This is a genomic window from Burkholderia cepacia ATCC 25416 (assembly GCF_001411495.1).
GTDB lineage: Bacteria > Pseudomonadota > Gammaproteobacteria > Burkholderiales > Burkholderiaceae > Burkholderia > Burkholderia cepacia.
This window is the reverse complement of record NZ_CP012983.1, coordinates 297,263-317,187: the sequence shown is the minus strand read 5'-3', so window position 1 is coordinate 317,187 and position 19,925 is coordinate 297,263. Positions and strand designations below refer to the sequence as shown.

Annotated in this window: 16 protein-coding genes; 6 read left to right on the top strand and 10 right to left on the bottom strand. The window is 68.0% G+C overall.

Annotated features, from left to right (window positions below; genetic code table 11):
• Window positions 1-55 precede the first annotated feature (55 nt).
• Window positions 56-1,264, bottom strand: coding sequence for an ABC transporter substrate-binding protein (locus APZ15_RS33765; protein WP_027792119.1), 1,209 nt, complete (start codon window positions 1,262-1,264; stop codon window positions 56-58).
• 228 nt (window positions 1,265-1,492) lie between these two features.
• Between APZ15_RS33765 and APZ15_RS33760 the strand changes: the two genes are divergently transcribed.
• Window positions 1,493-2,347, top strand: coding sequence for a FadR/GntR family transcriptional regulator (locus APZ15_RS33760; protein WP_027792120.1), 855 nt, complete (start codon window positions 1,493-1,495; stop codon window positions 2,345-2,347).
• 176 nt (window positions 2,348-2,523) lie between these two features.
• Here the strand turns inward: APZ15_RS33760 and APZ15_RS33755 are convergent, their stop codons facing one another.
• The 3 genes from APZ15_RS33755 to APZ15_RS33745 are packed head-to-tail and all read right to left on the bottom strand — an operon-like array spanning window position 2,524 to window position 6,839.
• On the bottom strand, window positions 2,524-3,963 hold the full coding sequence (locus APZ15_RS33755) for an aldehyde dehydrogenase family protein (RefSeq protein ID WP_027792121.1): 1,440 nt from the start codon (window positions 3,961-3,963) through the stop codon (window positions 2,524-2,526).
• Between the two features lie 36 nt (window positions 3,964-3,999).
• Window positions 4,000-5,397: an aspartate aminotransferase family protein gene (locus APZ15_RS33750; protein ID WP_027792122.1), complete on the bottom strand. Its 1,398-nt coding sequence runs from the start codon at window positions 5,395-5,397 to the stop codon at window positions 4,000-4,002.
• A gap of 50 nt (window positions 5,398-5,447) precedes the next feature.
• Window positions 5,448-6,839 carry an APC family permease gene (locus tag APZ15_RS33745; RefSeq protein WP_027792123.1) on the bottom strand — a complete coding sequence of 464 codons (1,392 nt, stop codon included), beginning with the start codon at window positions 6,837-6,839 and terminating at the stop codon, window positions 5,448-5,450.
• Between the two features lie 251 nt (window positions 6,840-7,090).
• Between APZ15_RS33745 and APZ15_RS33740 the strand changes: the two genes are divergently transcribed.
• A complete protein-coding gene (locus APZ15_RS33740; RefSeq protein ID WP_027792124.1) occupies window positions 7,091-8,185 on the top strand; it encodes an AraC family transcriptional regulator in 1,095 nt (364 codons plus the stop codon).
• A gap of 329 nt (window positions 8,186-8,514) precedes the next feature.
• Window positions 8,515-10,950, top strand: a complete 2,436-nt coding sequence (locus APZ15_RS33735; protein ID WP_027792125.1) for a PEP-utilizing enzyme — start codon at window positions 8,515-8,517, stop codon at window positions 10,948-10,950.
• A gap of 34 nt (window positions 10,951-10,984) precedes the next feature.
• On the opposite strand, the gene APZ15_RS33730 is transcribed toward APZ15_RS33735, so the two are convergent.
• Window positions 10,985-11,359, bottom strand: a complete 375-nt coding sequence (locus APZ15_RS33730; RefSeq protein WP_027792126.1) for a S26 family signal peptidase — start codon at window positions 11,357-11,359, stop codon at window positions 10,985-10,987.
• Between the two features lie 276 nt (window positions 11,360-11,635).
• On the opposite strand from APZ15_RS33730, the gene APZ15_RS33725 reads away from it, so the two are divergent.
• From APZ15_RS33725 to APZ15_RS33715, 3 genes are all read left to right on the top strand, one after another.
• Window positions 11,636-12,616 carry a bifunctional helix-turn-helix transcriptional regulator/GNAT family N-acetyltransferase gene (locus APZ15_RS33725; RefSeq protein WP_027792127.1) on the top strand — a complete coding sequence of 327 codons (981 nt, stop codon included), beginning with the start codon at window positions 11,636-11,638 and terminating at the stop codon, window positions 12,614-12,616.
• A 342-nt stretch (window positions 12,617-12,958) separates the two neighbouring features.
• A complete protein-coding gene (locus APZ15_RS41920; RefSeq protein ID WP_049096502.1) occupies window positions 12,959-13,180 on the top strand; it encodes a hypothetical protein in 222 nt (73 codons plus the stop codon).
• A gap of 242 nt (window positions 13,181-13,422) precedes the next feature.
• Window positions 13,423-14,532, top strand: coding sequence for a polyamine ABC transporter substrate-binding protein (locus tag APZ15_RS33715; RefSeq protein WP_027792129.1), 1,110 nt, complete (start codon window positions 13,423-13,425; stop codon window positions 14,530-14,532).
• 211 nt (window positions 14,533-14,743) lie between these two features.
• On the opposite strand, the gene APZ15_RS33710 is transcribed toward APZ15_RS33715, so the two are convergent.
• From APZ15_RS33710 to APZ15_RS33690, 5 genes are all read right to left on the bottom strand, one after another.
• Window positions 14,744-15,343 (bottom strand): SLOG cluster 4 domain-containing protein, encoded by a 600-nt coding sequence (locus tag APZ15_RS33710; protein ID WP_027792130.1) that lies wholly within the window; start codon window positions 15,341-15,343, stop codon window positions 14,744-14,746.
• Window positions 15,340-16,587 (bottom strand): MFS transporter, encoded by a 1,248-nt coding sequence (locus APZ15_RS33705; RefSeq protein WP_027792131.1) that lies wholly within the window; start codon window positions 16,585-16,587, stop codon window positions 15,340-15,342. Before APZ15_RS33705 ends, APZ15_RS33710 begins: the two co-directional genes overlap by 4 nt.
• Before the next feature lie 297 nt (window positions 16,588-16,884).
• Window positions 16,885-17,214, bottom strand: coding sequence for an H-NS histone family protein (locus tag APZ15_RS33700; protein WP_027792132.1), 330 nt, complete (start codon window positions 17,212-17,214; stop codon window positions 16,885-16,887).
• A gap of 371 nt (window positions 17,215-17,585) precedes the next feature.
• Complete coding sequence (locus APZ15_RS33695; RefSeq protein ID WP_027792133.1) at window positions 17,586-18,935, bottom strand: reverse transcriptase family protein; 1,350 nt, start codon at window positions 18,933-18,935, stop codon at window positions 17,586-17,588.
• A gap of 253 nt (window positions 18,936-19,188) precedes the next feature.
• Window positions 19,189-19,761, bottom strand: a complete 573-nt coding sequence (locus APZ15_RS33690) for a plasmid fertility inhibition factor family protein (RefSeq protein ID WP_027792134.1) — start codon at window positions 19,759-19,761, stop codon at window positions 19,189-19,191.
• Window positions 19,762-19,925 lie beyond the last annotated feature (164 nt).

Sequence of the window (19,925 nt, the reverse complement as noted above, 5' to 3'; positions counted from 1 at the left end):
AAAGGAAGGAAATGGACGTCCGCGGCGCACGACGGCCGCGGACGCATGCATAGCGTCACGCGAGCTTGCAGCCCGTCTTGTCGATCGGCAGGAACGACTGGCCCGAGCTGACGATGTCGGCATAGTCGTCCGCGCTCTTCATCCGGCCCTTCGGCTTGCCCTTCAGCAGGTAATAGTTCTTCAGCACCTGGTGGTCGCCCTTGCGGATTTCCTCCGGGCCCGTGAGGCCGTCGTACTTCATGCCCTCCATCGCCGCAACGACCTTCTTCGGATCGGCACTGCCGGCCTTCAACATCGCGTCGACCAAGATCTTCGAGCAGATGTACGACCCCGCGAGGCTGTAGTTAGGGTTCGCCTTGAACGCGGCGTTCGTGCGCTTCACCAGATCGCGGTTCAGCGGCGAATCGATGCCGTGCCAGTACTGCGCGCCGAAATACACGCCGTCGCAGATGTCGGGCCCGAGCGCCTCGAACTGTTCGAGGCCCGACGCCCACGCGAGCAGGATCGTGCAGTTGCGCTTCATCCCGAAGCTGACGGCCTGGCGCAACGTATCCGACGATTGCGAGCCGAAGTTCAGGATCAGCAGCACGTCCGGCTGCGCGGCCACCGCGTTCGTCAGGTAGCCGCTGAATTCCTTCTCTGCGAGCGAGTGGTAGCTGTTGCCGACATGCTCGATGCCCTTCTCCTTGAAGATCGCTTTCGCGGCCGACAGCAGGCCGTCGCCGAACACGTATTGCGGCGTGATCGTGTACCAACGCTTCGCCTTCGGCAGCATCTGGATCAACGGGCGCACCGTCTGCTCGATCGCGCCGAAGGTCGGCACCGACCAGCGGAACGTCGCGGCATTGCAATCCTTGCCGGTGATTTCGTCCGCGCCGGCCGTCGTGATGAACACGCCGTCCGCCTTCTGGACTTCCTTGCCCATCGCCAGCGATTCGGACGACAGGATGCCGCCCGCGAAGAAGCGCACGCCCTTCTGCTGCGCGATCTCCTGCACACGCCGCACAGCGGTCGCGGGCTTGCCCTCGGTGTCGAGCGCCGTATAGGCCAGCGGCATCCCGAGGACCTTGCCGTACTGCTTGACGACGAGCTGCATGCCGAGATCGGCGTACTTGCCGTTGGCGGCGAACGGCCCCGACATCGGCACCGGGCACGCCAGCTGGATGGGCGAACCCTGCGCGAACGCGGCACGGGACGACATGCTGCCGAGCGCACCCGGCACGGCCGACAGCGCGGCCAGTTTCAACAGTTCTCGGCGATTCAAGTTGACGCTCCTGATAAAGGGGGACACACGCGATGCGACCGACTGCCAAACCGTGCCCACGCCCTGCAGGATGCGCGCCGCCGGTTGATCCTATTTATCATGATAAATAGAATGAACCTGATGCTAGAGTTGATCAAAATTAGTGTCAATCAGGCAAAATTCCGTACTCGCGCCGGAACGGATCGTCGACGATGACGCGGCGCGCAGTCAGACAAAGGAGTCGTGAAGATGGTCATGGACCGAGCCAGGGCGGGCCTCGCAGTCGAAATCAAGCAGCCGAAGCGGGCCGACCTCGTCGCCGAGGAGATCAAGCGGCTGATCACCGAGAAGGACCTGAAGCCGGGCGACCGCCTCCCGCGTGAAGCCGAGCTGCAGCAGCTCTATGCGGTGAGCAAGAGCACGATCCGCGAGGCGCTGAAGTCGCTCGAGGTGCAGGGGCTCATCAAGGTCACGACGGGGCCGACGGGCGGCGGGATGGTCGTCGAGGTGCCGCTCGACCGCACGCTGCAGCTGCTGCAGAACTACCTGTTCTTCAAGGACGTGACGATCGACGACATCTATACGGTGCGCCAACTGCTCGAACCCGAGCTGGCGGCGGGCGCCGTGCCGCACCTGACCGAGCGCGACTTCGCGGCGCTCGAGGCGAACATCGCGTGTTGTGATGGCGGCTCGGGTATGCACGACCGCGGCCACATGCTGCGCCAGCGGCAGGAGGACACGACGTTCCACGACATCCTCGCAGCCGCGAACCCGAACCCGTTCCTGCGATTCAGCTGCGAGCTGATCAACGAGATGATCCGGCAGTTGATCGAGTTCCGGAACGATACGCCGCTCGTCGAGCACAAGCGCTTCGGCGAAGCGAACGTGTCGATCCACAAGGCGATCCTGCAGGCCGCTCGCGAGCGCGATGCCGAGCGCGTGCGTGCGCTGATGGTCGAGCACATGACCGACGCGCCCAAGCATGTGAAGCGGATGAAAGGCAAGCTGCGCGGGCGTCTGATCCTCGACTCCGAAATCCGCAGGCGGGCCGCCGCTCACATTGCGGGACCCGATGCGGCCGCAACGGATCCCGAAGAGGACTGAGCGTCGGCCGGCGCGGTCGATTCAAGGCCGACTGCTTCGCGGCGGCCTGAATACCCCTACCGCGCCGCGAATGCCGATGACGCGCCGTTGCGCACCGTTGCGGCCGAACGCCGCGAGCGGCGTCGGCACCGGCCGGAACGTATTCGTCTCGTGGTGTACCCGGGCGATCGGGATCGTCAGCGCACGCCGCCTTCCGTGTACCCCGTCGTGCCCTTCGTCTCCAGATATTCGACGAGGCCGAACTCCGCATACTCGCGGCCGTTGCCCGAACGCTTGTAGCCGCCGAACGGCGCGGCCGGATTCCACGCCGGATAGTTGATGTGCACGTTGCCGACCCGCAGCCGTGCCGCGACCCGGCGCGCACGTGCCGGGTCCTTCGTCTGCACGTATGCCGCAAGCCCGTAGACCGAATCGTTCGCGAGCGCGATCGCCTCGTCCTCGGTGCGGTAGGTCAGGATCGACAGCACCGGCCCGAAGATTTCCTCGCGCGCGATCGTCATGCCGGGCGTGACGTTCGAGAACACCGTCGGCTTCACGTAGAAGCCGTCTCCGAGCCCGTCGGGCCGACCGGTGCCACCGGCGACGAGCGTCGCGCCTTCGTCGATCCCGCACTGGATCAGCTGCTGGATGCGGTCGAACTGCGTGCGGCTGACGACCGGCCCGATATCCGTTTCCGTCGAACGCGGATCGCCGACGACGGTGCGCGCCGCCTCGTTGCGCGCCGCGGCCTCGGCTGCGGCAAGGTGGTCGACATGCACGAACATCCGCGTCGGCGCGTTGCACGACTGCCCGCTGTTGCTGAAGCAACTGCGCGCACCGCGCGTGACCGCATCCTCGATGTCGGCATCGGGCAGGATCAGGTTCGGGCTCTTGCTGCCGAGTTCCTGGTGCACGCGCTTCACGGTATCGGCGGCCGCCTTCGCGACCTCGACACCCGCGCGCGTCGAACCGGTGAACGACACCATGTCGACGTCCGGATGCCGCGACAGCGCGTCGCCCACTTCGTGCCCGTAACCGTGCACGAGGTTGAACACGCCCGGCGGCACGCCGGCTTCGTGCAGGATCTCCGCGAACAGGATCGCGCTGAACGGCGCGATCTCGCTCGGCTTGAGCACCATCGTGCAGCCGGCCGCGAGCGCCGGCGCGACCTTGCACACGATCTGGTTGATCGGCCAGTTCCATGGCGTGATCAGCGCGCACACGCCGATCGGCTCGTGCGACACCAGCAGCGAATCGGTCTGCGTGCTGAAGCGGAACGACTGCAGCGCGCGGATCGTCTGCTCGAGGTGCGCGGTGCCGACCGCCGCCTGCATCGCACGCGCGAATGCGATCGGTGCGCCCATCTCCTGGCTGATCGTCCGCGCGACCTCCTCGTAGCGACGCTGGTAGATCTCGAGCACGCGCCGCAGCAGCGCGACGCGCTCGCTCACCGGCCAGCGCGAATACGTGTCGAAGGCCTGCCGGGCCGCGCCCACCGCACGGTCGACGTCGGCCGCGCCGCCGACCCTGAGCTGCGCATACGGCCGCGCCGTGCTCGGGTCGATCACGTCGATCGCCTTCGCATCGGCCGGGTCGAGCCACTGGCCGTCGATATAGGACTGTTGTGACGTTCGCATCGAATGCTCCTGTTGTGACGGATGCCGGTGTCGCGCTCAGCGCGTCGCGCGCGCGAAGGTGTCGACGAGAATGTCGCGGATCTGCGCGACGAACCACACGATTTCGTCGCGCGACATCACGAGCGGCGGCGAGAACTGCGCGATCGGCGTGCCTTCGTGATCGACGCCCGCGCGGCACAGCAGCCCCGCGTCGAAGATCGCGGGCGCGAGCAGCGTCGACACGAACGCCTGCGCGCTGATGCCTGCCGCCCAGCGGCGCGCGGCCTTGTCGGTCACGAGTTCGAGCGAGTAGTGGTAGCCGTCGCCGCGCACGTCGCCGACGCACGGCAGTTCGAGCAGGCCGTCGAGGGTCTGGCGGAACACCGCTTCGTTGCATCGGACGTTCTCGAGCACGCCTTCGCGCTCCATGATCGCGAGGTTCGCGAGCGCGGCCGTGCACGCGACCGGATGGCCGCCGTATGTCGCACCGTGCAGGAACATCTGCTGCGGGCCGTCGAGGATCGTTTCGACGACCGCGTCGCTCGCGATCACGCCGCCGAGCGGCACGTAGCCCGACGCGATGCCTTTCGCGAACGTGATGATGTCCGGCTTCAGCCCGTAGCGCGCGGAGCCGAAATATTCGCCGAGCCGGCCGAACCCGCAGATCACTTCGTCGGCGACGAGCAGCACGCCGTGCCGGTCGCAGATGTCGCGCAGCCCGGCCGTGTAGCCGGCCGGCGGCGTCAGGCTGCCGCCCGCGTTCTGCAGCGGCTCGACGACGATCGCGGCGACGGTATCCGGGCCTTCCTGCACGATCAGCGACTCGATCTCGTCGAGCAGATGGCGCGTGAACTGCGCTTCCGTCTCGCCCGCCGGGCGGCCGTAGCGTTTCGTGTTGCCCACGTGGCGCACGCCCGACATCAGCGGCTCGAAATGCTTGCGGAAGTTCGTCATCCCGTTCAGCGCGAGCGCGCCGAACGACGTGCCGTGATACGCGACGCGCCGCGCGATGAACTTGCGCCGCTGCGGCTCGCCGCGCGACTGGTGATACTGGCGCACCAGCTTGATCGCCGCTTCGTTCGACTCCGAGCCGCTCGACGTGAAGAACACGCGGTTCAGCCCGTCCGGCGCGAGCGTCGCGAGCTTGTGCGCGAGCGTGATCGCCGGCTCGTGGCCGACACCCCAGTTGGTCGCGAACGGCAGCCGCACCATCTGCTCGCGGATCGCGTCGCCGATTTCCGCGCCGTGGCTGTAGCCGACCTGCACGCAGTACAGCCCGGCCAGCGCATCGAAGTAGCGCTTGCCGTGGCGGTCGACGAGCCAGCAGCCTTCGCCGCGGTCGAACACGGTCAGCGCATGGTCGCGATACGCATCGGCGTGCGTGAAATGCATCAGCAGGTGGCGCTTGCCGAGCGCCTGCAGGTCCGCATCGAGATTGACGTCAACAGCGTTCATGGTTCACTCCTCCTTCAGGGTTTCAGGTCCGGCGCGGCGCGCCCGGTCATTCAGTTCATCGACAGCGTCGGCGCGGGGCGCGTGAAACCGCGCGTCAGCCATGCGAGCTGGCAGAGCCCGAGCACGAGCCAGCCGATGCCGACGTAGAACGTCTGGCGCGACAGCCCCGACCAGAGCCACACGTTCATCGCGAAGCCGAGCGCCGGCATCACGCCGAACGTGATCCAGCCCGCGAAGCGGCGATGCTCGGCGCGGCACAGATAACTGCGCATCACGCACAGGTTGACGATCGCGAACGCGACGAGCGCGCCGAAGCTGATCATCGTCGACGCGAGATCGAGCGTGACGAACAGCGCGGACAGCGACACGACGCCGACCGCGAGCGTCGCGCGAACCGGCGTGCGCAGCCGCGCATGCAGGTGGCCGAATACGCGTTCGGGCAGCACCCGGTCGCGGCCCATCGCGAACAGCACGCGCGTCACGCTCGCCTGCCCGGCCATCGCGCTCGCGAAACAGCCGGCCACGTACACGGCGACGAAGAACGCCGACAACGTGCCGCCGCCGATGCGCCGCATCAGCTCGAGGCTGGCCGAATCGAGATCCTTGAATGCGTGCCAGTCGGGAAACACCACCTGCCCGACATACGCGATCAGCATGAACAGCACGCCGCTCGCCAGCGTGCAGAGCAGGATCGCGCGCGGCACCGTGCGCTTCGGCTCGCGCGTTTCCTCCGACAGTGTGGTGACCGCGTCGAAGCCGAGGAACGACAGGCACAGGATCGCGGACCCGGCGAAGATCGCGCGCGCATCGCCCGACGACGGCAACGCGACGGCCATCGACAGCCCCTCGCCTGCCGCGACCCGCGCCGATGCGATGACGAAGATCGCAATGAACACGAGCTGGCTCGCGATGAGGATCAGGTTCACGCGATTGACGAGCCGGATGCCGACGATGTTCAGCCCGGTGATCAGCGCGATGCTCCCGACGATCCACACGCTGGCCGGCACCATCGGAAAAATCTGCTTCATGTAGATGCCGATCGCGAGGTAGCTGATCATCGGGATGAACAGGTAGTCCATCAGCAACGCCCAGCCGACCATGAAGCCGGCCGACGTGCCGAAATTGCGGCTCGCGAACGTATAGGCGGACCCGGCGCTCGGCATCAGCCGCGCCATGTGGCCATAGCTGCGCGCGGTGAACAGCATCGCGACCAGCGTGACCGCATACGCGGCCGTCAGGTGCCCGTTCGTCTCGCTCGTGACGAGCCCGTAGGTCGTGAACACCGTCATCGGCAGCATGTACGCGAGGCCGAAGATCACCAGCGTCGCGAGGCCAAGCAGGTGCGGCTTGCGGCGGTCGTCCGCGTCGCTGCGAAACGCGTGCGCTGCGAAGTCCTGCGTCGCGGCGGCCGATGCGTATCGACCGGGGCTGTCGTTGTCCATGCTGTCCTCACGTAGGTGGCGTTCACGGCTTCAACACTCGTGCGCCCGGCACGGCCGGCGGCGCACGACTGGAAGAAAGTGTGGTGCGCCAAAAATTCCGCCACGAATGAGAAATGCGGACGTAATCGGGGGATATTTCCGGACACCCGGCCGCGTATCGCGCCGGCGTGTCATGCATGGTGCTGTGCCGCACTGGCGTTTTGCGGACATTCCGGCTATGTTCTACGCGACCCAGTCGCCCCGTCAGCACCATGGACACCCGCTCTCATCGAAACCAGAGCCGGGCCGAGCGCAGCCTGCGTTCGTCGCTCGGCCTCGCGCGCCCGGCCGGACGCCAGGAGGACATTCCCGCCACCGTCCACGCGATCGCGGTCGCGCTGGACGAGTGCCGCGTGCGGCACATCGACGGTGCCGCGCTGCTCGAAGGCACGGGGCTCGGCGCGGACGAAGTCGCGTCGCCGAACCTGCACGTGAATCGCGGCCAGGAGCAGCGCTGCTTCCGCAACCTGCTGCAGCGCAGCGGCGTGCCGTCGATCGGGCTGTCGATCGGCGCGCGGCTGCACGTATCGACACTCGGCCTCGCCGGCTACGCGATGCTGATCAGCGGTTCCGTCATGCAGGCATTCCGGTGCATGAGCCAGTTTCCGCTGTTCATGGGCCTGTATTTCGACGTGCGTATCGATGCGCATGCGGACGGCATGAGCGTGACCATCAGCCGCTACAACGGCGAGCCCGATCTCGAGGTGTTCCAGATCGACATGTGCCTGTCGAGCCTGCGCCTGATCGTGTCCGACCTCGTCGGCAAGCCGGTCTGGCCCGCGCAGGTACAGCTCGCGCGCCGCACGCCACGCAACGCGGCCGACTACACGCGCCACTTCGGCTGCAGGGTCGCGTTCAATGCCGGTGACAACCGGCTCGTGTTCACGTCCGTGAACGGCACCGAGATGCCGCTGCTCGCGAACGAAGTCAGCTTCAATGCGCTGCACGGCCAGTGCGAGGCGCTCGAACGGCAGTGGGCCGCGTCGGTCGGCACGCGTTTCGCCGATCGCGCGAAGGAGCTGATGGCGCGCGACCTCACGCGTTTCAAGTCGATAACGTCGCTCGCGAACGCGCTGCACCTGACGGAGCGCACGCTGCGCCGTCGGCTCGACAAGGACGGCCTCACGTTCCAGTCGCTGCTCGACGACGTGCGCCGCGACGAGGCGGTGCGGATGCTCGACGATCCGGAGCTGACGGTCGCGGCCATTGCGGAACGTCTCGGCTACAGCGAGCCGCGCAGCTTCCGCCATGCGTATCGACGCTGGACCGGGCACCCGCCGCGCGCCGGCGCCGAATCCGACGCGTAACGCGCCATGGACGCCCGGTTGAAAGGCCCGCCGCACAAGCCTTCGCGCCGACCGGCCACGAGCCGGATTCATTGACGGCATCGGCCATTCCCGCACACGTCATGCATCACCTGCGTCTGCATGAAGTCGCGTTCGAGATGGCGGTTATCGTCCGGGTCGACTCAAGTAGAATGCGCGCAACCATCAAGCCGAGCGGGGCCACGCTTCCATTCCACTCGCACCGGCGCAACGCGAACAAGACGACACGAACATGCGCAGCGGCATCCGCGGGCCGCGCCGCCCCAACCGGGCGCGCGCCACCGCGACGATCGACCGCCGACGAAGCCTCCATGAGCAAACCGATCCTGTACCTCCTCGCCGGCAACGGCAGCGCGGCCGACTGGTGGGACGACACGCTGCCCCACTTCCGCCGTTACCGGCCCGTACCGCTGGAACTGCCGGGCTTCGGCGACAATCCCGCGCCGCCCTGCGAAGATCTCGCCGCGTATGCGCAAGCGCTGCTGGACGCGACCGAACCGGGCCACGCGATCATGGCGGTCGGCGTGAATGCGCTGCTGGTGCTGCATGCGTTGCAACGGCGCCCCGGCCACTTCGGCCGCAGCGTGCTGCTCGCGCCCGTCGGTGCATTTCTGTGGGAACGGCGCCTGCCGAAACTGATGGCGCCGAAGCCGCTGCGCAAAACCATTCACTGGCTGCTCGCGCACTACCCGGCGCTGTTCGCCCGCAAGTTCTCGAACCTGACCTGGACACGCGCGCAGTACCGCCGCATGGGCGCCGGCTACGCGCGCTGCCGCGCGTTCCTGCCGCACTGGGATCTCGTGCGCGCGGATACCGCGCTGCCGCTGCTCGAGTGGGTCACCGATCGCATCGAACTCGTGTGGGGCGACCAGGACGCCGTGCTCGGCGTGCGCCAGGCCGCCGCATGGTCGGCCATCCTCGCGCGCGCCGAGCTCACCGTCACGCTGCAGGCCGGCTGGGGACACTATCCGTGGATCGACGCACCGGCTGCGTTCGCGCAGTGGCTCGAAGCGGGCGACGCCGGCTTCGTCGCGCACACCAAGGGCGGGCGCCTGGCGCTGGCGACGATGGCCGGCCTGCCCGTGCCGCCCGCGCTGTCGCTGACCCGCGCCGACGATCCGCGCCTGCCCGGCTTTCTCGCGAGCCAGCCCGACGCCGAGTGGGCGATCCGCTCGTCGAGCCATGGCGAAGACCAGGCCGATGCGGCCAACGCGGGCCTGCACACCACGTTCCTGCGCGTACCGGCCTCGCAGGCCGCCGCGCGCGCGGCCGAGCTGCTCGACGGCGGCCTCGAGGAAACGGTCGTACAGCGCTTCATCACGCCCGTGCTGTCGGGCATCGCGTTCGTGCGGCATCTCGCGGTCGAAGTCGAATGGGTGGAAGGCCACCTCGAATCGCTCGCCGACGGCCAGGCGAGCCCGCAACGCGCGATCCTGTCGCGGCTCGGCGAGCCCTGGCAACGCGGCACGTTCCCGGGCGCGCATGGCCTGGACGCGACGCAACTGTGGACCTTCCTGCAACGCGTGCTGCGCGCGTTCCACTACGTGCCGGGCGATGTCGAATGGGCGTGGGACGGCACGCAGCTGTGGCTGCTGCAATACCGCCCGATCAGCAGCTACGGCTGGCACCGGCACCTGACCGCCGCGAACATCGCCGAGATCCTGCCGCCGCAGCCCAGCCGGCTGGTCGAGTACGCCCAACGGCGCGCGGCCGGCAGCATCCCGGCCATCATGGCGCGCTGGGATGCGCGCGTATTGCAGGATAACGAACCATTCACCGCGCTCTATGGCGGCGCGTCGTACATCAACAACGACCTGTTCCTCGCCCGTCTCGCCGACTGGGGCGTATCGGCCGGCAACTACAGCGGCGAGATCGGCGGCGCGACCCCGCCGCTGCGCTGGCGCCCGCTGCGGCTGCTGCGTTCGCTGCCGGTGTTCTGGCGCATGCTGCGCGCCGCACGCGGGCATCTGCCGACGCTCGAACGCGGCCTGCAGCGCTTCGACCGGGAACTCGCGACGCTCGTCGAGCAACGCGCCGACGGCCGGCAGCTGGCCGACTGGTTCACGCGCTTCTACGTGTTCGTCGTGCAGGGCAACCTGTGCATCGCGTCATCGCTGGCCAGCAGCGGCGGCGCGCTCTGGGGCCGTCCGCCGACCGCGTATGGCCGGCTCGAGAACAGCCCGCATCGCCTGCCGTGGGAAACCGATCCGGGCACCGCACGGCCCGCGCCCGCCGATCTGCCGTTGCAGGCGTTTCCCGACTGGCCGCTGCCCGTCCGCGTGCTCCACGCGCTCGGCGCGCCCGGCATGCGCGGCTGGTATCTGCAGGTGCGCGAGTGGTATCGCGACAACCTGATGCGCGTGTTCTTCCGCCTGCATCACGCGATGCCGGCCGCCGACCGCGACGCATGGTTCGCGCCCTATCCCGATCGCCGCGAACGCAACGGCAGCTTCTGGCAGGACGGCAGCGAAGGCACCGACGAGGCGGCCGGCTTCATGATCTATCCGGGCCACACGCAAGGCGTGCTCGGCCGCGACATCCTGCTCGAAGACACGCTCGACCCGGGCCGGCACGCGCAGTACCAGGCCGCACGCGCGGTGATCGCGCGCATGGGCGGCCGGCTGTCGCACGGCGCGACGCTGCTGCGCGAACTGCGCAAGCCGTCGGCCGTGCTGCCGCGCGTCGACGCGGCGTGGATCGGGCGCGAGGTGCAACTCAGCGACGGCCGGCTGACGCTGGTCGACTAGGCGCGACGCGGTTGCCGCGGGCCCGGGCGCGGACTCAGCGCACCGGCGTGCGGGGTTTCCCGTCGACCTTCAACGTACGCCGGTCGTGCGCGGCTTCGTATTCGACCGTCTGCGCCGGTGTGACGGCGCCGTACGAACGGCCGTTCACGTAGACGATGCCGTCCCGCAGCTCGATCCGGTCGCCGTTGACCGTCGCGGTGGCCCGGTCGCCTTGCAGCACCGCGCCCGAGCAACCGGCGGTCGAAAAGCTGCGCACCGACGTGCCCGGCATCGCGGCGATCCCGCCCTGATCCGCCGCATGCGCCGCGCTGCAGGGCGGCGCATCCATGCTGCCGGCCGCGTGAACGGTACCGGCACCGATCCCGCACCCGGCAAGCAACGCAATCGTCATCGGCTTCAGATTGTTCATGGTGGGCTCCGTTGTCCGCCGCCGCGGATCGATGACCGGCCGACATCCGCGCTCGCATGGCGGGGCGTCCGGATGCACCGAGTATGCGTCCGGTGCCCGGCACTCCGCCATCCGCGCCAATACCACTCACCGCCCGCCCATCCGTCCCCGTGATCCGCGCCGACGCCGGCCCCGCAAGCACCGCTCGGCACGACGCGTCCCGATGAAAATCCGCCTTGATCAAGTTGCGACCCGCAACTATTATTGATTGCGATCCGCAACCGTTCCGGACTGACCATGGACCTCATCGACGCTCCCGCCAAGCCTCGCGAAGCAACCATCCTCGAGCTTCGCGACTTCTCCCGCAAACTGGTTCGCGAGCTCGGTTTCATGCGCGCGACGCTGGCCGACAGCGACTGGGCGCCTTCGGCGGTTCACGCGATCCTCGAGATCGGGATGGCGCCCGGCATCAACGCCCGCGATCTGGGCAACATCCTGCGGCTGGACAAATCGAACACGAGCCGGCAACTCGCGCGGCTCGAGGCGGCCGGCATCGTCGAACGGCGCGTGTCGAGCGACGATGCGCGCGCGACCGAGCTGTACCTGACCGCCGACGGCAAGAAGCTCCAGAAAAGAATCGACGCGTTCGCGACGGATCAGGTGTCGAATGCGTTGCGCCGCATGGTGCCGGCGGATCAACAGGCGCTGCTGCGCTCGCTCGCGCTGTATGCCGATGCGCTCGCGCAGGACAACGCCGCCAGGGCAAGCGCCGCGACACCCGATGCGCCATCGATCCGCGAAGGCTACCAGCCGGGCTGCATCGGCGATATCGCGAGCCTTCACGCGCGCTTCTATTCGGAACACTGGGGATTCGGCGCCTTTTTCGAAAAGCGGGTGGCGACCGAGCTGGCCGAGTTCGCCGGTGCGCTGCCGGCCGACGGCAAGGCGCTCTGGCTGTGCCAGGAAGACGGACGGACGCTCGCGTCGCTCGCGATCGACGGCGACCCGGCAACGGGCGTCGCGCACCTGCGATGGTTCATCGTGAACGATGCGTTGCGCGGCTCCGGCATCGGGCGCCGCCTGATGACGGAAGCGATGCGCTTCGTCGACGCGCAGCGGTTTCGCGAAACCTACCTGTGGACGTTCAAGGGCCTCGATTCGGCACGCCACCTGTACGAGTCGTTCGGCTTCACGCTGACGAGCGAATCCGCGGGCACGCAATGGGGCACGGAGGTGGTCGAGCAGCGCTTCAGCCGGCCCGGGCCATCCGGCGGCTGAAGGTCGATGGGCTGCATGCCGTCGAATATTCTCATCACTTGACGCGCGTCATGACCGCTCGAGCCGCGTCGCGTGCGCGGTTCATCCGTTATCGCGATCACGCCGAACGCCTGCATCGGCCTGCGAATCACTAGGGAAAATCCCGAGACATCCTTACAGCGATTTCCCTGATGATTCACGGAAGCGTCATGTTTTCGGCGATCCAGCGGTCCGCCAAGCTTTCAGTTCCCGTCTCGAAACCGATGACGCATCGCGGCAAATTCGATGACCGCGGCCTGAAATGGCAGTCGCTGGCGAATCGTCAGGTGTTCAATACTTTCAACAACCCGGTCGAGAGTAAACGTGAGATTCCGTGGCCCGCTGGTGCGGTGGAGACGAGGCGATGCGCGAAACCTGCGCGCCGCGATCGCGTCCACCGACGACCGTGACGGCTGGCAAAGTCCTCGCCTGCATCTGTCGATCTACACCATCCTGTCCTGCCGCTCCGTTCGCCGCCACAACGCCGTCGCCGCGCGTGCGTACGTCGCGATCCATACCGACGACGTGGCCTCGCTGCTGCCTTAGCGCTTCACCCCTTTTCCTGTATCCGTTCGACCTGCCCGCCGTGTCGCCCGACCGGTGACGGAATCCGCTCGCGCTTCGTTTCCGTGCGAGCCGGCCCGCAATCGAACGGATTCCTGATCGTCGCGCACCACGCTCGCTCACCGCGAGCGGTGCTCGCGCACGCCCGCTTCATCCGATGAACCGTCGCGCACCGGCCCGCGCATCGCGGATCGACACGCGCCCTGAAAATGGAAGACTTCGTCATGCGAATCCGCACGCTTGCCCGCAGCATTGCAACCGCCGCCTCCCTGTCGGCCGCCGCGTCCGCCGGCACGACCGCCCACGCGGCCGGTGAACTGAACATCTACAACTGGTCCGACTACATCGCCCCGGACACGGTCCCGAACTTCCAGAAGCAGACGGGCCTCCACGTCCGCTACGACAACTACGACAGCGACGACACGCTGCAGGCGAAACTGATGTCGGGGAATTCCGGCTACGACATCGTCGTGCCGACGTCGAACTACATGGCCAAGCAGATTCAGGCGAGCGTCTACCAGCCGCTCGACAAGTCGAAGCTGCCGAACCTGTCGAACCTCGATCCGCTGCTGATGAAGATGGTCGCCGACGCCGATCCGGGCAACCAGTACGGCGTGCCATGGGCCTACGGCACCGACGGCATCGGCTACAACGTGCAGGCGGTGAAGAAGGCGCTCGGCGACAAGGCGCCGGTCGACAGCTGGGCGCTGGTGTTCGATCCGGCCAATATGGCGAAGCTCAAGAGCTGCGGCGTATCGTTCCTCGACCAGGCGGTCGACGTGTTCGCGGCCACGCTGCAATACATGGGCAAGGACCCGAACAGCACGAACCCGGCCGACTACCGCGCGGCGTACGAGGTGCTGAAGAAGGTACGCCCGTACATCACGCAGTTCAACTCGTCGGGCTACATCAACGATCTCGCGAACAACGACCTGTGCGTGTCGTTCGGCTATTCGGGCGACGTCGGCATTGCGCACCGCCGCGCCGCCGAAGCGAAGCGCCCGTACGAGATCCGCTTCGCGAACCCGAAGGAAGGCGGGCTGCTGTGGTTCGACATGATGGTGATCCCGAAGGATGCGCCGAACCGCGACGCCGCGCTGAAGTGGATCAACTACCTGCAGGATCCGAAGGTCAACGCCGGCATCACCAACGCGGTGTTCTATCCGACCGCGAACAAGGCCGCGCGCCAGTATGTGAAGCCCGCGATCGCACGCGACCCGTCGGTGTATCCGGCCGACGAGGTGCTGAGCAGGATGACGCTGCTCAAGCCGATGCCGCCCGAGATTCGCCGGCTGCAGAACCGGCTGTGGGCGCAGTTGAAGACGGGGCGATGAGCGTCGTCGCGCGACGCGACCCGATCCGGTGCCGCACCTGCGGCCGTCCGGACGGAGGCGCATACGGCGCCGACGCGCACGTGCTCGCGTCGTTGCGGCAGACGTTCGACCCATACGCGACGTCGCGCGACCTGCCGCATGGCCGGCGACAGCAGGAACCGGCCGCGCCGAGCGGACGTCGAGACGAATGCGCTCGACGCCGTTCGATGCGCTATCGCGACACCTGCTCCGCCGAAAACGCGTCTTCCACGAACCGGATCACGTCGTCGAGCGACGACGTGCACGTGGCGCCCGCCGCGAGCACGCGAAACGCCCCCTCCGGCCCGAAGCAGACGAGCGGCTTGCGCCAGCGCCGCGCGAGCGCGATCTCCTCGGCCGTGCCGTGCCCGCCCGGCAGCGCGACGATCAGGTCGCTGCTCAGCACGTTCACGTAGTTGCGGTTGATCGTGTGCGGCTCGGCGTCCGGCTCGCGGCGCGGCAGCGGCGTGAGGATCGGGATGTCGACGAACGGATGCGGATAGCCGTCGAGCGGCACGAAGCCCGCGAGCGGATCGGCCTGCGTCGGCAGGATGCCGATCGATCGCCCGGCGCGCCCGGGCACGCCGGCGAACGCCCGCGCGACCGCCAGCATCACGCCCTGCCCGCCGCCCGTCAGCAGGTTGAAACCGGCCCGCGCGAGCCATGCGCCGAGCGGCTCCGAAAACGCGAGCCACGGCTCCTTGCCCGAGCCCATCACGCCGATCGTCCTGTTCTTCTGCTGCATCGTGGTTTCCGGAGAAGGGGTTGGATTGCGCGCGATCGCCGCGCTCATTCGAGCTCGACGCCCTTGAGCTCGGGAATCAGAAACAGCGTCGCGACCATGTCGAGCACGTAGAGGCCGGCGAGCATGGCGATGGCCGTCTGGAACGAATAGTGCGCGGCAAGCGCGCCGACCGCGACCGGGCCGAAGCCGCCCACCGCGCGGCCGATGTTCCACAGCACGTTCTGCGCGGTTGCGCGTGCGGCCGTCGGATAACCCTCCGACATCAGCGTCCCGTAGCCACCGACCATCCCGTTGACGAACATGCCCATCAGCGCGCCGGCCCACAGCATCGCCGTCGGGTCCGACAGCCGCGCATACGCGATGACCGTCGCCACCGCGCCGAGCTGGTACAGCAGGAACGTCGGCTTGCGCCCGATGCGGTCGGCCAGCTGCCCGAACACCCAGACGCCGATCATCATCCCGACGACCGTCACCGCCGTCCACACCCCCGACTTCGTCAGCGAGAAACCCATCTGTTTCGACAGGAAGGTCGGCAGCCAGATCATGATCCCGTAGTAGCCGAAGTTCTGGACCGAACACAGGATCACGATGCCGAGGCTCGTGCGCGCGGTGCGGCCGTCCGCGACGAGCAGGCGGAACGCGTTGGCCTTCGGCTGCGCCGCGCGCTGCACGAACGCCTCCGGCTCGTGCAGCTTGTTGCGCATCGCCCACGCGAGCAGTGCGGGCAGCACGCCGACCAGGAACATCCCGCGCCAGCCGATGTGCAGCAGCAGGAACGGCGTCAGCAGGGCGGCCAGCAGCACGCCGGCCTGCCAGCCGAGCGCGACGTAGCACGATACGCGCGCGCGTTTGCTGGCCGGCCACGCTTCCGCCGCGAGCGCCATGCCGATCCCGAACTCACCGCCCAGCCCGATGCCCGCGATGGTGCGGTAGACGAGCAGATCCCGGAAGCCCTGTGCGAACGCACACAGCCCGGTGAAGACCGCGAACAGCAGGATCGTCCAGGTCAGCACGCGCACGCGCCCGTAGCGGTCGCTCAGCGCACCGAACAGGATGCCGCCCGCGACGGCGCCGATCAGCGTCCAGGTGACGAGCGCGCCGCCCTGCCCGGGTGTCAGGTGCAGCGCCGCCGTGATCGCCGGCAGCATGAAGCCGAGGATCAGCAGGTCGAAGCCGTCCATCGCATAGCCGATCGCCGATCCGGCCAGCGCTTTCCACGCGTATGCGCCGACCTGCTCGACGCGCGGGGCCGACGGGCCGCCGAGCGTCGGAGATTTCATGTTTGCTGCCATGATGTCCTGCCACGATTGTCCGGCGACATTCTAAGGCCTGTGCCCGCGAACGAAGGGCCGGCAGGTCGGCCAGTGGCGAGGCTCCGCGTGCGCCGGCACCCGCCTGCGGGACGGCATGGCGGCAACCTGCGGGTCATGAACGGGAGAGAAAAACGGCGGGCCGGTGTCGGCGGTGAAGCCGGCGATGTCGCGGCCAGGCCGGACACCGGATGAACGACTACGTAGGGGGAGCGGGTTGCCGGCCGGCCCGCTTGCGCGAGCCGGAGGGCGCCGGAGGGTCCGGCAGCCTGGCCGGCTTCAGCCCTGGTCGTCGCCGGGCCACCAGGTCTTGGCCTCGCGGTCGACGGCGAGCGTGTCGAGATCCTTGCCTTCGAGCCATTTCGGCCGCGGGCCGCGGCCCGACCATGAGCGGCCGGTCGTCGGATCGTAGTACTTGGCAGGCGCCTTGCGTTTTCGCTGGACGATATAACCGAGCGCGCTCAGCACTTCCTGCTGCGAAATTCCCAAAAGCTCGACCTGTTCCTTGAATGCCGCGAGCGCGGCCTGCTTCTCCTTCTGCTTCGCATCCGACAGCTTGATATTCAGGTCCCGAAGTTGTGCTTCGAGTTCCTGCAGGGCCTGGGTCATGTATTCATCCTCTTTGGGCATGTTTTCGCAAAAAGCTCCGATGGCGGAACCTACCACGAAGTTCCGCCGATGGGTGCTGTCAAATGTATGTATCGTTTGCCTGAGCCGGCGTGGCTTGCGCGATACGCACTAAACGACGTCGCGCGTCAATCGATGACAGACTGAACCGGCCCGGCAACGCGCAGCCCGCCGCATACGAAGGCACGGGCGAACGACTGCGGCAAGTAGGCGCCGCACCAGGCACTGGCGCGGCATGGCGCGAATGATAGCAGTGCGCGGCATCGCGATGCAGAAGTCGTCGGCCGGCGTCGATCCGGACCCGGTCGCTTTTTGGTCGCTTTTCGGCCGCTCGTCGATCGCTTTTCGGCCGCTTACAGACCGACGTCGCAGGCGTCCCACGCGATCCTGTCGAACAGCGCGCGCAGCTTCGCGCCGCGCGCCGCGTTCAGCGCGGCCGCATGCGCGACGCGCCCGGCGAGATGCGCGCGGAAGTCCGGACGCGCATCGCGATTCTGCGCCGCCGGCCCGCTCCGGATGCAGTTGGTCAGGATGGCCTTCAGGAGATCGAACTCATCGCGCGCCAGGTTCGGATGACGATTGACGACCACGCCGGCGAGTTGCTGGCGCATGCCGCGCCGCATCACGCGCGTCTTGCGCAGGTGCAGCGCAAAGCCCTCCTCGAGCGCGATCGCGGCAACGCGCACCTGCAACCGCTCGACGTCGCGCGCCAGCGCGCCGCCGCCGGAAAATGCGAGATCGTCGGCGTAACGCGTGTAGGTTGCATCGAGCGAACGCGCGAGCGCGGCGAGCCGCATGTCGAACCGGAAGGCGCTCAGGTTCGCCAGCGCCGGCGACGTCGGCGCCCCCTGCGGCAGATGCCGTTCTCGATAGCGCTGGCGGCCGATCCAGTCGAACCGGTCGCGCAGGTCCGGTGCGAGCAGCCGCGCGGACGGCACGCGGTTGGTGCACAGCCCGGTAAGCGTGCGCGCGACTTCGGCCGGGTATCCGAGCGTGACGAACAGCGCGTGAATGCGCGCGGCGCGTATCGATACGAAGAAATCCGCGAGGTCGAAACGGACGACGACATCGCGATCGGCATGCGGCGCCGCGAACGACACGATCCCGTGCCCCTTGCGAAAACCGTGCACCGCTCCGTGCGGCGCGATGCGGTCGAGCAGCCCGTGCAGGATGCGGCGCTGCGCTTCGCGCAGCCGGCCCTTCGGGATCTCGACCAGTCGGCACCCGCCGCTGCGCTTGTCGTGCGCCACGTACGTGTAGTGATGCAACGGCGTGGCGCCGCTGCGCGCGTCGACGCGCCAACGGTCGGACAGCCAGTCGAGTTCCGGCACGCGCACGCCGAGCCAGTCGGCGAGATCGCCGGGCGTCGCCCATTGCGGCACGTCGCAGCCGGCCAGCGGCGCCGGCAACGGCAGCTGGACGAGCGGCCGCCGCACGACGCGGATCGCGGCGGGCCGATCGCTGCCGTACCACGCGAGCACGAAAGGCGGCGCATCGGCGAGGTGCGCCGCAAGCGCATCGATGTCGACATCGGCCCAGCGCGCGCCGAAGCGCACGAGCGCGGCGTCCGCGACTTCGTGAGTCCACGGCGGCGCGCCGCCGAGTACCGCCGCCATCCGGGACAGGACGCCGGCACGTTCGGGCGCACCGGCCAGCATCGCCTCGGCAATCGTGCGGGTGGTATCGCGCAGGGATGAAGACATGGAAAAGGATGGGCGGGACGATGAGCCAACGTGACGGGTATTGCGAGGAGTCACGTTGCGCAACGCGCAACGGCGCTCCTTGCGACGCATCGGGATGTCGATCTGATCCACGGGGTAGCCCCGTAGTCCTGGAACATCGGCTGCCTGTTCCGGGCGTGAGCTTGACCCACCGGCCCGCGATGCGACTTTAAAGGCCGCGAACGCGGCGTGTCAAACCGGGGCGATCCGGTGCGGCCGGATCGCGACGACCGACCTACGCGCGCCGGGAAAACAGTTCGCGGTACGCGATCGGCGCGACGCCGACACCGGCCATGTTGTTCAGCATCGTGGCCCAGGTCGCGTTGTCGACGCTGACCGGAAACGACCGCACGCGGTTGGCGAGCAGCCAGAAGGTGCGCGTCATGCCATTGCTCATCGCGACTTCGTACCCGCCTCCCTCGATCCAGTAGCCGACCGGCGGCAGTGCCACCGGTTCGAGGCGGCCGGCCCGGAACGCGGCGGCGGCCGACGCGTACTTGCTGTCGAGCGGCATGACGCGGCGCGGCACGCAGTCCTGCGAGTTCGGCTGCGGGAATCTCGGGCTCGTGCCGAGCCACAGGCCGTAGAACGTCTGCGCGTCGAGATGCACGACGTAGCGCTCCGTTTCGGCGGGCGTCGCCGCCATGTAGCAGTCGGCCTGGCCCGGAACGGCGACACGCCACATCGCGCGCTGCGCGCTGAGGTCGACCAGTTCGCTCGCCTGCGGCCGTGGGTGGACGGGAGACGGTCGTCCCGCTTCGCGCAGGTCGCGCGCGCGATCGAGTCCGATACGAAGACGTGTCAGCATGGGCCCTCTCTTGCTCTCGTGATTTGTTCGAATGAGCCGGGGTGCGGGCGAAACCATCGTCGCGCGTCGGCAAACCGTGTGCCCGGCGCCCTGGCGCTCCCGGTGTGCCCGGGAACCCGCGCAGTGTAGCGCCTTTCCGTTCGGGCACGAGTCGCGTCGTGCCA